9 protein-coding genes are annotated in these 12407 nt (G+C 61.5%); 6 read left to right on the top strand and 3 right to left on the bottom strand.

The annotated features are described in order from the left end of the window. Positions 1 to 656 precede the first annotated feature (656 nt). Together CKO35_RS08870 and CKO35_RS08865 are read left to right on the top strand one after the other, a co-directional pair. Positions 657 to 1259: a TetR/AcrR family transcriptional regulator gene (locus CKO35_RS08870; RefSeq protein WP_200174851.1), complete on the top strand. Its 603-nt coding sequence runs from the start codon at positions 657 to 659 to the stop codon at positions 1257 to 1259. Between the two features lie 153 nt (positions 1260 to 1412). Then, the gene (locus CKO35_RS08865) at positions 1413 to 2003 is read left to right on the top strand and encodes an NADPH-dependent FMN reductase (protein ID WP_200174849.1); all 591 of its coding nucleotides are present in this window, start codon (positions 1413 to 1415) and stop codon (positions 2001 to 2003) included. On the opposite strand, the gene CKO35_RS08860 is transcribed toward CKO35_RS08865, so the two are convergent. Then, positions 1990 to 2790, bottom strand: coding sequence for an inositol monophosphatase family protein (locus tag CKO35_RS08860; RefSeq protein ID WP_200174847.1), 801 nt, complete (start codon positions 2788 to 2790; stop codon positions 1990 to 1992). The genes CKO35_RS08865 and CKO35_RS08860 overlap by 14 nt on opposite strands. Before the next feature lie 132 nt (positions 2791 to 2922). On the opposite strand from CKO35_RS08860, the gene CKO35_RS08855 reads away from it, so the two are divergent. The 3 genes from CKO35_RS08855 to ybaK are packed head-to-tail and all read left to right on the top strand — an operon-like array spanning position 2923 to position 5147. Further along, complete coding sequence (locus CKO35_RS08855) at positions 2923 to 3885, top strand: ATP-binding cassette domain-containing protein (RefSeq protein WP_200174845.1); 963 nt, start codon at positions 2923 to 2925, stop codon at positions 3883 to 3885. Then, positions 3885 to 4661, top strand: coding sequence for an ABC transporter permease (locus CKO35_RS08850; RefSeq protein ID WP_200174843.1), 777 nt, complete (start codon positions 3885 to 3887; stop codon positions 4659 to 4661). Before CKO35_RS08855 ends, CKO35_RS08850 begins: the two co-directional genes overlap by 1 nt. Before the next feature lie 18 nt (positions 4662 to 4679). Next, positions 4680 to 5147, top strand: a complete 468-nt coding sequence (gene ybaK, locus CKO35_RS08845; RefSeq protein ID WP_200174841.1) for a Cys-tRNA(Pro) deacylase — start codon at positions 4680 to 4682, stop codon at positions 5145 to 5147. A 79-nt stretch (positions 5148 to 5226) separates the two neighbouring features. Here ybaK and CKO35_RS08840 read toward each other — a convergent pair whose 3' ends face one another. Together CKO35_RS08840 and CKO35_RS08835 are read right to left on the bottom strand one after the other, a co-directional pair. After that, positions 5227 to 5913, bottom strand: coding sequence for a PAS domain-containing protein (locus CKO35_RS08840; RefSeq protein ID WP_200174834.1), 687 nt, complete (start codon positions 5911 to 5913; stop codon positions 5227 to 5229). A gap of 416 nt (positions 5914 to 6329) precedes the next feature. Then, positions 6330 to 8219: an AMP-dependent synthetase/ligase gene (locus tag CKO35_RS08835; RefSeq protein ID WP_200174832.1), complete on the bottom strand. Its 1890-nt coding sequence runs from the start codon at positions 8217 to 8219 to the stop codon at positions 6330 to 6332. Positions 8220 to 8480: 261 nt separating this feature from the next. On the opposite strand from CKO35_RS08835, the gene CKO35_RS08830 reads away from it, so the two are divergent. Further along, positions 8481 to 12383, top strand: coding sequence for an EAL domain-containing protein (locus tag CKO35_RS08830; RefSeq protein ID WP_242467109.1), 3903 nt, complete (start codon positions 8481 to 8483; stop codon positions 12381 to 12383). The last annotated feature ends 24 nt before the right edge of the window (positions 12384 to 12407 follow it).

The raw sequence follows: 12407 nt of genomic DNA, 5'->3' as shown, positions 1-12407 counted from the left end.
AGTACATCGAGATGGAGTACAACAGCGACCGGCTCCACTCGTCCCTGGGGTACATCACCCCTCAGCAACATTTTTTAGCGGTTGCTGCTTAATCCGTGTCCGCTGCGACTTGACCAGAACAGGCTATTCCGGAATAAACCTCTGCGTGTCCGGCAAGTGACGCGGCGCTTACGTGCCTTTGTGCGTCGAGACTGAGTTGCAAGGCTGTGGTCTGCCTCCATCAAACCAGCGTCTCCCCAGGGTCCTGAAGAGACTCACACCGGCCTGACCGACATCAGCCATATGAACAGGGGTGATCCGTCCCGTCAGCTCTGTCGAAAACAGTTGCGCGCGGGGTATGACGACCATCACCTCCAAGTGGGTCGGTTGCTCAGGGGCAGGCAAGGTGATGTCGGAGCTGGCGCTGTGGCAACCGGCGAGGAATAGCAGCAAGAGCGCCAGCGAACTGACCCGGTGCATGGCGATGTTATCCCGTGTGAACAGTTGGACAGCTGAATCTCTAAAGATACCAATGGTACGCTCTAGAATTTTTTGAATCAATAGAGATTCATTTGATTTTTATTTGATTCGCCTGATTGCCTTGAGGCCCCCTCTTCGGCAGAATTTCTGTCTGATGACGCGGATGAATCGAGATGGACCCAGAATGAGACGGCGCGATGATCGTAAATAGCGTGGACGACAAACTGGCCAGCGCACTAGCGTTGGCCATAGTGCGAAGGCCGAGGGCTACTCTCCAAGAGATTGCCAAGAGCGCCGGGATTAGCAAGGCGACCCTCTACCGGATCGCACCGACACGCAAGGCCGTCATCGAGATGCTGCTCGAACGCGCGACTGGCCATCTGCAGGATGCACTGGCCAAGGCCGAGTTAGATACCTCACCGTCCATCGCCGCCTTGAGTCGCCTTACAGCAAACGTGGTGAAGGGAAGGGCGTTCTACCTGTTTTGGTATCACGCGCAGTGGGTGCGGGTCATGGATGACAAAGGTGATCCGAGCCAGCTGTACCATTCGTTTTTCAGTGATGCGCTCGAAAAATTCTTCTTGCGGGGACAGGAAGCTGGCGTGTTCCGCATCGATCTTCCTGCTCGATGGCTCGCCATGGCATATGACTCATTACTCTTTTCGGCCATCGATTCCGCGGAGGCTGGCAGAGTCGCGCCACTCGGGCTGGAGTCCTTGGTCGAGAAGACCTTGCTGGCGGGGATTGTTGCGCAGTCGCTGCCTGCCGATGTCGAACGCAGTCGAATAGCACCACGATAGCAAGGTGAAATCGTAGTATTACCGCTAGTCGGACTGCTGTGTGATGGGTCCCGCCCGGTTGAATGCCGTGGACGGCAGACTGTCACCTCAAAAGTGTAGAAATCGTCTTTGAACCATTCACTCGAACAGGATGCACGATAACGGAGGATTACCATGTCCAAGCCACGTCTGCTTGCCCTGTCCGGCAGTGCCCGCCGGGACTCCCTGAACCGCAAGGTGCTGGCCGTGATGGCGCGCGGCGCCGAGGTGGCGGGGGCCGAGGTCCGGGTGGTGAGTCTGGGCGATTATCCCTTGCCCCTCTATGACGGCGACCTGGAAGACGGCCAGGGGTTGCCCGACAATGCCGCCCGGCTGCAGCAGTTGTTCGCCGATCATGACGGCCTGCTGCTGGCCTCCCCCGAATACAACGGTTTCTTCACCCCTCTGCTCAAGAATGCCCTGGACTGGGTGTCCCGCCCCTTGCCGGATGGCTCCGGTCGGCCGGGGACGGTCCATGTGCGGGGCAAGCCCGCCGGCATCACTGCGGCATCTCCGGGCGGTCTGGGTGGCATCCGTTCCCTGCAGCATACCCGTCAGTATCTGGCCAACCTCGGGTTTCTCGTGGTCCCCGAGCAGATGGGGGTGAGTCAGGCGGACAAGGCATTCACCGACGCCGGTGAACTCCGGGACGAGGGCGTTCGCAAGGCGGTGGAAGGGGTGGGGGCCGCGGTGGCCCGTCTGGCCATGGCCGTCAGGGGGGGCTGACCAGGCTCAGCCAGGCTTGCCATTCCCGCATCAGATCGGGGCTTGCCGCGCACACCGCGGAGCGGGGGCGCAGGTCCAGGGTGTCGGATGCCGATCCCGTCAGGGTGGCAAGGCAGCCGCCGGCCTCGCTGAGGATGAGCTGTCCGGCGGCGTAGTCCCACAGGTTCTGTCGGCCGTGGACGTAGACGGCAAAGCGTCCCGCGGCCACCCAGCACCACTCCAGGGCGATGGAGCCGATGGAGCGTTGGGAGGCATAGGGTGGGGCATTGGCCAGCCGGGTGGCCAATGCCTTGGGCAGTCGCTTGAAATCCACGCCGGCCAGGGCTTCTCGCAGGGGTGGCGTGTCGTCGGGGTCCAGCTTCAGGGGGACGCCGTTGAGTTGTGCGCCGGCACCTCGCTGGGCGGAAAAGGTCTCGTTGCGGCAGGGGTCATGGATCACGCCGAAGATCGGTTGGCCGCGCTCCAGCAGGGCCAGGCTGGTGGCGTAGGCCGGCAGGCCCATTCTGAAGTTGCTGGTGCCGTCCAGCGGGTCCAGTACCCAGACCGGGCGATCCTCGGCCAGGGCCGCCTGCTGTTGGTCCGGGGACATTTCTTCCCCCAGGAATCCGGTCTCGGGGTAGTGCCGTTCCAGCCAGGACTGCAGGCCGTGCTGAATGTCCAGGTCCACCTGGGTCACCCAGGAACCGTCACTCTTGCGGGTGGCGGCGCGGGTTCGCTCCGCCAGGGTCAGGCTGACCTGGTCGCGCACGGCCTGGATGATGGATTCAGGGTCAATGGTCAGTGGCATGTCGGTAGGGTATCTCCCGGAGCGGTCGGCCTGGGCCTGCCGCTCCCGTGATGAATGCAGGCGTCAGTGTAGCCCAGACGGGTTGACGGGCTGTTAAGATAATGGCGTTTCCACTCCCGGGAGTTGGTCCGGATGCCCGCTGCCATCCAGATTACCGACCTCAGCAAGCGTTTCGGCGCCACCCAGGCCCTGGCCGGTGTGGATTTGAGCGTGCCGGAAGGCACTGTCCTCGGTCTGCTTGGCCCCAATGGCGCCGGCAAGACCACCCTGGTACGCATCCTTGCCACCCTTTTGCAGGCTGATGCCGGCGAGGTCCGGGTAGGGGGCTTTGACGTGCGCACCCAGGCCCATCAGGTGCGGGAACTTATCGGTCTTACCGGGCAGTATGCCTCGGTGGACGAGAAACTCACCGGCCGGGAAAATCTCATCCTTATCGCCCGTCTGCTGGGCTTCTCCCGCGCCGATGCCCGTGACCGCACCCGGAGCCTGCTGGAACAGTTCCATCTGCAGGACGCCGCCCATCGGGCCGCCAAGACCTATTCCGGCGGCATGCGCCGGCGCCTGGACCTGGCTGCCAGTCTGGTGGGACGTCCCCGTATCCTGTTCCTGGACGAGCCCACCACCGGCCTGGACCCCCGTGCCCGTCTGGATCTTTGGCAACTGGTGCGCGGGCTGGTGGGCGAGGGGACCACGGTGCTGCTCACCACCCAGTATCTGGATGAGGCGGATGCCCTTGCCAATGAAATCGCCATTATCGATCAGGGCCGGGTGATCGCCTCGGGCACCGCCCAGTCCCTCAAGGCCCGGGTGGGGCACAGAAACCTGGAAGTGGTGGTGCGGGAGCGGGACGACATAGCCAGGGTGGCGGAATGGGTGAGCCGGATCACCGGTCGTCCGGCGGACATCAAGGGCCATCGGGTCAGCGCGCCCGCCGCCGATCCGGAGCACTTGCCCGCCCTGGTGCGTGCCCTGGACGAGGCCGGCGTCCCGGTGGATGAACTGGCTCTGCGGGGTGCCAGCCTGGACGATGTGTTCCTTTCCCTCACCGGTCGTCGTGCCGGACCGGGCCCGGATGACGCAGAGGAGTCCGCCTGATGCGTGCCTTGCAGCAATGCCTGACCCTGGCCTGGCGCAGTCTGGTCCAGGTGCGCCACAACCCCTGGGAACTGGGTGACTATTCCATTCAGCCCATCCTGTTCCTGGTGCTGTTCCTGTTCGTGTTCGGCGGCGCGGTGGCGGGTTCCACCGAGGATTATCTGTCCTTCATCCTGCCCGGCGTCATCGTGATGAACCTGGTGTTCGTCACCGTCTATGTGGGCCACGGCCTCAATTCCGACCTGACCAAGGGCGTCTTCGATCGTCTGCGGGCCTTGCCCATCCCCCGCTGGGCACCCTTGGCGGGACGCATCCTGGCAGACATGGTCAAGCAGGTGCTGTGCATCCTGCTGCTGCTGGGTGTGGGCTTCCTGCTGGGGTTTCGCATGGAGGCGCCCTGGTGGGGATTGCCGGTGATGATCGTATTGCTGCTGGCCTTCGCCCTGTCCTTTTCCTGGGTGATGGTGCTGGTGGGTGTCATGTCCCGGGATCCGGAGCATGTCCAGCTGTTCGGATTCACGGCCCTGTTTCCCGTCACCTTCGTCAGCAACGCCTTCGTACCCCTTGAGACGCTGCCGTCGTGGTTGCAGACCCTGGTGGCCCTCAACCCGGTGACCATGCTGGTGGACAGTTGCCGGGGCCTGCTCTCCGGCGGCCCGGTACTCGGCCCCGCCCTGGGCGCCCTGGTCTGGGCCGTGATCATTACCGCCATCTTTGCCCCTTTGTCGGTGCGTGCCCTCAACCGGCGTCTGATGGGGCAGGGTGGGGCGGCCTGAGCCCGAGGGGAACGGTCTATGACACCGGGTGTCCAGCAGGTGAAAAAGGCGGGAGTCGTCCATACGGTCCATGCCTATGACCACGATCCGTCCAGCGACGCCTATGGCAAGGAGGCGGCTCAAAAGCTGGGCCTGCCGGAGGATCGGGTCTTCAAGACCCTGGTGGTGAGCCTGGACGGTAACGCACTGGCCGTGGCTGTGGTACCCGTCGCCTCCATGCTCAGCATGAAAGGCATCGCCCGCGCCGCCGGGGCCAGGAAGGCCGCCATGGCGGACAAGACCCTGGTGGAGCGTACCACCGGCTATGTCCTGGGAGGTGTCAGTCCCCTGGGGCAAAGAAAACGCCTGACAACCTATATCGACGACTCGGCCCAGGGCTTTCCCACAATGTTCGTGAGCGCCGGTCGTAGGGGGCTGCAGATCGAGTTGTCTCCCCTGGACCTGGCCCGGCTGACCCAGGCCCGGTTTGTCCCTTTGTGTCAGTAGCTGTTGCCGGTCAGAATCCCGCGGTCCCGGAAAACGAACCCCTGGCCTGTCGAGGTCCCCGCCGTCGCGGAATGGCTGTTCATGCGGTTGCCTTGAGGGTCCGCTGTCTCTTTTCTTGACTTTTGCGCCGGGATTTCTGGGGAATGCCCATCGCCTTGATTCGTGAGGCCAGGGTGGTGGCCGGAATGCCCAGCAGCTGTGCCGCGCCACCTCGGCCAAACACCTTTCCGTGACAGGCCTCCAGGGCCGCGATGATGTTTTGCCGGTCCCGTTCCCGGCGCTCTGCTTCCGTGAGTACGGGATGGGTCTTCTCCGCTTCCCCTGTGGCCCCGATGAGTTTCCCGTCAGATTCGGGCGTTTCACCCAGGGCCACCAGCAGCAGTTTCCGCTTTTGCACCGTCACGGCGCGAATGGAGCAATTCACTTCAAGCAGCACGCCATCGACCCGTCCGATCTCCAATGCTTGCGTCCCTGCCTGGTCTTCAGCCAGGGCTTCCCCCGCCATTCGGTCCAACTGTCCAGACTGGCCGGGGGCCCAGTGTGTCGGCTTCATGCCCACGATGCCCTGAATCGGCCGGCCCAGCAGGGCGCAGGCCCCATGGCTGGCATCCAGCACCCGCATGTCATCGGGTTCCAGCAACAGCATGGCCGCCGGGCTTGCGGTAAACAGCGCACGGTAGGCCGCATCGTCCGGATATCCCTGATCCGCCGGATTTTCCGGATTGGACATGATCATCCCTGGTGCGGCATGGCCAATCGTGTGCATCAGCCTGTCTTCTGATACGGGTTGTTGCTGGTAAATGCTGCTTTTTGTGTGGTTATTCATCGTGTTACGGACTCATTGTCTGATCGGGTCGCCACGGCTCCGGAGTTCCGAACACGGGAAAAGAGGCCGGAAAAGGCTGGAGCGGCTATCGGGATTGCACTGATTCCGTGCGTATCAAGGGCACTTGGGCCTGCAAATACTGGAGACACGATTCTTTCAGCACGATGTGTGCCAAGGGCGTCATTTGCCGGGGCAGGATGGGCCTGGCCGGCAGGCCCAGGCCCGGTCGAAGGGGATGGAATGCGGGGAAACGCCGGCTCTGCCGGCGTGATCAGATGACTGATGGCTGTTCTGTGGTTGCCGGGTGAAGGGCGGCGATCTTGTTTTCCGGATCGGTTTTACTGGGCAAAAAACCTTCAGTTGAGCTGGCGGTTGATGATCTCGCTGTACTTTCTTTCGATCACGTGGCGCTTTTTCTTGAAAGTGTTGGTGATTTCCTCGCCCGGGGTGAAGTCCTTGTTCAGGAAATAGATGCTGTGCAGCTTCTCATAGGGCTTGAAGCCCTTGCGAGGTTGCAGCAGCTTGTTCATTTCCCCGCGCAGGCGATCCAGAAGGTGCTTGTCCCTCAAGGCCTCATCGGTTTCACCCATGATCTGGTTGTATTTTTCCTGGACGAATTCCCTGAGTTTTTCCATGTCGGGCACGATGAGGGCGCCCAGTCCCTTCTTGTCCTGCCCCACCAGTACGGCGTCCTTGACGAAGGGGAACATGGACAGGGTGGCCTCGATGTTGGTCGGATCCACGTTCTCGCCGCTGGCGAGGACGATGATGTCCTTGGCGCGGCCGGTGATGACCAGTTCTCCGGTCAGGGTCATGCGCCCCAGGTCACCGGTGCGCAGGAAGCCGTCGGGGGTGAAGGCCTGGTCGTTGGCTTCCTCATTGTTGTAATAGCCCTTGCTGACCTGGGCGCCCCGCACCTGGATTTCACCCTCGATGCCCGGCGGCAGTGGCTGGTCTGCTTCATCGACGATGCGCAGTTCCGTTTCCCCCACCGCCGGTCCCAGGGTGCCGAAAACATGGCAGTCCAGACCCCGGCCGGCAATTCCCGGTGAACATTCGGTCATGCCGTAGGCGTTGATGATGCGGATGCCGATGGCGTCGATCCATTCGTCCAGATAGGGCGGCAGGCTACCGCCGCCGCTGATGGCGGCCTTGAGACGACCACCGAATTTTACCTGGACCAGACGGAACTTCCTGCGGGCCAGCAGGTTGGGCAGGAATAGCAGGACATTGGTCAGCGCCGCCCGGGTCTTGTCCTTGATCCGCTGCAGGACCGGCGGCCTGGTGAACACCGGCAGCTGATTGTTCAGGATGCGCTGATTGCGCCGGTAGGTGGCGGATACCCGTACCAGCAGATTGAAGATCCGGGCCTTTTTCGGGTCCTTCTTTTTCAGTTCGGTGGTGATGCGGGTGTAGAGGGCCTCCCAGACTCGCGGGACCGTGGCCACCAGGGTGGGCCGGTAGGTTTCCAGGTCCTGGGCAAAGGTCCGGACCGAGGAGTAGACCAGGCAGCTACCGCGGGCGATGCCGATGTATTCGGCGGTCCGTTCAAAGATGTGCCAGGAGGGAAGGATCGACACCCAGACATCCGTCTCGTTGAGCGCGATGAGTGGGGGCAGGGTGCGGATGTTGTGCATGATGTTGCTGTGGGTGAGCATGACCCCCTTGGGCGTGCCGGTGGTGCCCGAGGTATAGATGATGGTCAGCAGGTCTTCCGGCTGGATGTGCTCCGCCAGTCCCTTGAACCATTCGATCTCCCGGGGCTCAATGGTGCGATTCGCCAGGATCTCGGTATAGGACACCACCTTGTGGAACCAGGTATTTTTTTCCGCCCCCACCATCACGAACACGCCCCGGGGCTTGAGGCTGTGCAGCAGCTCGTGGTGGGATTCGTAGACCGCGTCCGTTTCCACGATCACGAATTCGGCGCCGGAGTGATTGATGATGTATTCGATCTCGCTGGCTGGCGTGTCGCAGCCACGGGGTACGCTCACCGCACCCAGGGATTGCAGCGCCATGTCGGTGACGATCCAGGCATAGCGGTTGTCGGACAGCAGAAACACCTTGTCGCCCCGGCGGATCCTGGCGGCCTTGAAGGCCCGTGCCAGCAGCAGCACATCCTCGAAGAGTTTTTCGTAGGTGACCTGAAATTCCTCTTCACCCACCCGATAAATGAAGGCCAGCCGGTTGTTGAATTGTTCACAGCTGTTGAGGAATGTGTGAAACAGGGTCGGGGCTTGATTCATAAATGTTTTCACTGATTAGGATGAATCCCTGGGCGGCCACCATCTGAGCCATTCCATTGATCATGGATGTGGCGATGCAGCAATTCAGCCACGGTGGGGAAAGAGGGAAATCTAAGTCAGTGTTTCATTTAAAATCAATGACACAGGCCATCCAAACCCTATCTTTTCCTGTCTTTTCCCGGTGATCTCCCTGCCAGGTATATTCCCATGTATGCTGGCGATAATCCGGACGATGCAAGCCGGAATGCACAGGTTTCATACATGCTGTCCAATGCCTGGTTCGTTCAGCCGAAGCTTGCGCTGGCCACATTGATCATCGGCGTGGTGATCTCGGTCTTTGCTGCCGATCAGGTGCGCCGTGTCATGGAACGAGATGTCCTCGCCGGCTTTGCCTTCACCAGCGATCAGCTCACCACCAAGGTCCGGGAGCGTCTCAATGCCCATGCCCTGGTCCTGCGGGGTGGCGCCGGGCTGTTCGAGTCTTCCGAGGAAGTGACCCGGGATGAGTGGCGATCCTTCATCCAGAAACTGCACGTCTCTGACATCATCTCCGATGACCAGTACTTCGGTTTTGCACCCCTGATCACCGCTGAAGCGCTGGAAGGTCATGTGGCGAGCCTGCGGGAAGGGTTTCCGCATTACTCCATTCAGCCCTCGGGGGACAGGGATGCCTATGTGCCCGTGCATTTCCTGGAACCCTTCGATGCTGCCCGGCATGCGCGGGTCCTGGGTATCGACATGCTGATGGAGCCGATCACAAGGGAGGCCCTGATGCAGGCCCGGGACAGCGGCCTGTCCACCCTGAGCGGTACCAGCCTTCTGCTGAGTGGCGTCATGGGCACTGAGCAGGCAACGATTCTGATGTTCATGCCGGTTTACCTCCAGGGGGTGCCGGTCGATTCGGAGGCGCGGCGTCGTGTCGCCCTCGTGGGCTGGACGTTCACTCCGTTTCCGATGAATGACTGGATGGGGCGGATATTGTGGGACTGGAAGCAGCTTGACGGGCGGAGTATCAGCCTGCGTCTCTACGACGGCCCCGAGGCACGTCCTGAACGGTTGTTGTTCAGCAGTCATGAATTGAGCGTTGATCATTCGGGCCGTTTTCAGCAGCAACGTTCAATCCGTTTCAATGATCGCCAGTGGCTGCTGGTGTTTGATGAACCGGATGCCGGTGCCGGCATTCGTTACGCCACGGCCTGGGCCACCCTTGCCGGGGGGGGGAGTCTTACTGGTCTGCTGGCTGCCCTGATTCTGTCCATCGCCTCTACCCGTAAACGTGCCCTGCATCTGGCGGCCCAGCTCACCGAGGCGATCAAGGCTCGGGAAGCCCAGCTTGAGGAGAGTGAATTCCGCTGGCGCTTTGCCATCGAGGGCTCCGGACTCGGGTTATGGGACTGGGACCTGGAGAGTGGGGCCGTATTCTATTCGACGCGCTGGAAAGCCATGCTCGATTGTGGGGAAGAGGACATTGGCGCAACCGTCGATGAGTGGCAAAACCGTCTTCATCCTGATGACAGGACGCGGGTCATGGTTGCCCTGCGGGCCTGTCTTGACGGCGATGCTCCCGTGTACAGTGATGAGCACCGCCTGCGGCGCAATGATGGTGGTTGGAAATGGGTGATGGAGCGGGGAATTGTGGTCAGTCGTGGGGCTAACGGCCAGCCTTTGCGCATGATCGGTACCACCAAGGACATTTCCGGGCGCAAGGCCCTGGAGGCAACCCGGGAAAAGCTACTGGATCAGATCCAGACCATTGCCGCGCGTGTTCCCGGTCTGGTGTTTGAATTCAGGTTGTATCCGGATGGCCATGTCTCTTTCCCTTATGTGAGCGAAGGTATTCGCCAGTTGCATGGCCTTGCTCCCGAAGTGGTGAGGAAAAATGCCGCGATCGCCCTCAAGGCCGTCCATTCCCGGGACCGCCGGAGATTCATTGCCTCGATCATTCGCTCGGCCAGGGATCTTTCTCCCTGGCAACATGAGTATCGGGCGCAGCTCCGGGATGGATCCATTCGCTGGCTGTTTGGTGACGCGCTTCCCCATCATGCTGAAGACGGGGCCGTCAGCTGGTATGGCGTCATTACCGATGTCACGGAACGCAAGGAGTCCGAGCTGGAGTTGCGTCGCGCCTATGCGGAGAATCGCCGTTTCCGCGAGGCCCTGGATCATGTTTCGTCCTACATCTACATGAAGGATAGTCATTACCGGTATACCTATGCCAACCGGGCAACCCTGAGGTTGTTCAGCTGTTCCATGGAGGCGTTAATGGGCGCCGAGGACAGTGATTTCCTCCCCCCCGCATCGGCGCGTCGCCTGCGGCAGATCGACCGGCGGGTGTTGCGGGGCGAGCAGACCAGGGAGGAGGTGGAGTTGGAGGACGGTCAAGGCCGCAGCAGGATTTATCTGGAGATCAAGACGCCGATTCATGACGAGACGGAGGCGCGGGCCGTGGTTGGTCTGTTGGGTATTTCCACCGATATCACTCCGCTCAAGGAGCATGAGATGCAACTGGAGCGCATCGCTCACTATGATGCGTTGACCAATCTGCCCAACCGTGTGCTGCTGGCTGATCGTCTGAATCAGGCCATGAGCCAGGCCCTGAGACGCGGTCTGCACATTGCCGTGGTATATCTGGATCTGGACGGTTTCAAGGCCGTCAATGACCGGTTTGGCCATACTGTGGGGGATCGGTTCCTGATGGCGCTTGCCGCCCGGATGAAGGAATCACTGCGGGAAGGTGATACCCTCTCGCGGCTGGGTGGAGACGAGTTCGTGGCGGTACTGCTTGACCTGCCCGATCCCGATGCCGGTTTGCCCCTGCTGTTCCGTCTGCTGGATGCCGCCTCCCGCAGTACACGGATCGAAGGTCATGTGCTGCAGGTTTCCGCCAGCCTGGGTGTGGCCTTCTATCCCCAGGATGATCCGGTCGAGGCCGATCAGCTCCTGCGTCAGGCGGATCAGGCCATGTACCAGGCCAAACTGACCGGAAAGAATCGCTTTCACAGATTCGACGCCGATCTGGATCGCAGCCTGCGAACGCGGCACGAAAGCATCGAGCGTATCCGCAGGGCACTGCAGGCCGGTGAGTTTGTCCTGTATTACCAGCCCAAGGTCAATCTGCGTACCGGTGAGATCATCGGAGCCGAGGCGCTGATCCGCTGGCAGCACCCGGAGCGGGGTTTGCTGCCTCCCTCCTATTTTCTGCCCGAGATCGAGGATCACTCCCTGGGTGTCGCCGTGGGTGAATGGGTGATCGACACCGCCCTGAGACAGATCGCCCTGTGGCAGGCGGAAGGTTTCAGGATGCCGGTGAGCGTCAACATCGGTGCCAGACAGTTGCGCCAGCCGGATTTTACCTCCGGTCTCAAGGTGTTGCTGGCCAGATATCCGGAAGTGCCACCGGACCATCTGGAGTTGGAAGTGCTGGAAACCAGCGCCCTGGGTGATCTGGTGCAGGTTTCGCGGTTGCTGGAGGAATGCCGTGCCGTCGGGGTGAACGTCGCCCTGGATGATTTCGGCACGGGCTACTCGTCACTGACGTACCTGAAACGGTTGCCGGCGGGGGTGGTCAAGGTGGACCAGAGCTTTGTGCGGGATATCCTGGAAGATCCCGATGATCTGGCCATCCTGGACGGGGTATTGGGGCTGGCCGGTGCGTTCGGGCGTAGCGTGATCGCGGAAGGGGTGGAGACACCTTGCCATGCCGACATGTTGCTGCGCATCGGCTGTGAGCTGGGGCAGGGCTATGGTATTGCCAGGCCGATGCCGGCAGAGTCCCTGCGGGACTGGGCACGGGAATGGCGGCCCAGCCCCCGCTGGGCCCGCCTGCGGCGCCTGAATCGTGAATATCTGCCGTTGCTGTATGCTCTGGTGGAACATCGTGCCTGGATTCAGGATCTTGTGGATGCCTTCAGGGCGGGCCGTCGCGAGTTGCCCGGCCCGGTCCATGATCAATGCATCTTCAGCCGCTGGATGGATGAGTCCGGTCTGCATCCGCGCCCTGGGTTCGAGGCCGTGGACCGTCTGCACCGCCAGATTCATCAGTTGGCAAAGGTGCTGTACCAATTGCATGCCCAGGGTGACATCCAGTCGGCCTGCCGCCGCCTGGGTGAACTCTCCGACCTGGGGGATGCCCTGTCCAAGGCGCTGGATGACTATCTGGATTGAGCCGGTTGGTCTGTTCCGGCCGGT

This window comes from Ectothiorhodospira shaposhnikovii (genome assembly GCF_016584105.1).
Lineage (GTDB): Bacteria > Pseudomonadota > Gammaproteobacteria > Ectothiorhodospirales > Ectothiorhodospiraceae > Ectothiorhodospira > Ectothiorhodospira shaposhnikovii.
This window is presented reverse-complemented; position numbering and strand designations above follow the sequence as displayed.

Bases quoted from the DNA above. Each gene is read 5' to 3' on its own strand.
- CKO35_RS08870 (WP_200174851.1), top strand. From the start codon at position 657: ATGATCGTAAATAGCGTGGACGACAAACTGGCCAGCGCACTAGCGTTG.
- CKO35_RS08865 (WP_200174849.1), top strand. From the start codon at position 1,413: ATGTCCAAGCCACGTCTGCTTGCCCTGTCCGGCAGTGCCCGCCGGGAC.
- CKO35_RS08860 (WP_200174847.1), bottom strand. From the start codon at position 2,790: ATGCCACTGACCATTGACCCTGAATCCATCATCCAGGCCGTGCGCGAC.
- CKO35_RS08855 (WP_200174845.1), top strand. From the start codon at position 2,923: ATGCCCGCTGCCATCCAGATTACCGACCTCAGCAAGCGTTTCGGCGCC.
- CKO35_RS08850 (WP_200174843.1), top strand. From the start codon at position 3,885: ATGCGTGCCTTGCAGCAATGCCTGACCCTGGCCTGGCGCAGTCTGGTC.
- ybaK (WP_200174841.1), top strand. From the start codon at position 4,680: ATGACACCGGGTGTCCAGCAGGTGAAAAAGGCGGGAGTCGTCCATACG.
- CKO35_RS08840 (WP_200174834.1), bottom strand. From the start codon at position 5,913: ATGCACACGATTGGCCATGCCGCACCAGGGATGATCATGTCCAATCCG.
- CKO35_RS08835 (WP_200174832.1), bottom strand. From the start codon at position 8,219: ATGAATCAAGCCCCGACCCTGTTTCACACATTCCTCAACAGCTGTGAA.
- CKO35_RS08830 (WP_242467109.1), top strand. From the start codon at position 8,481: ATGCTGTCCAATGCCTGGTTCGTTCAGCCGAAGCTTGCGCTGGCCACA.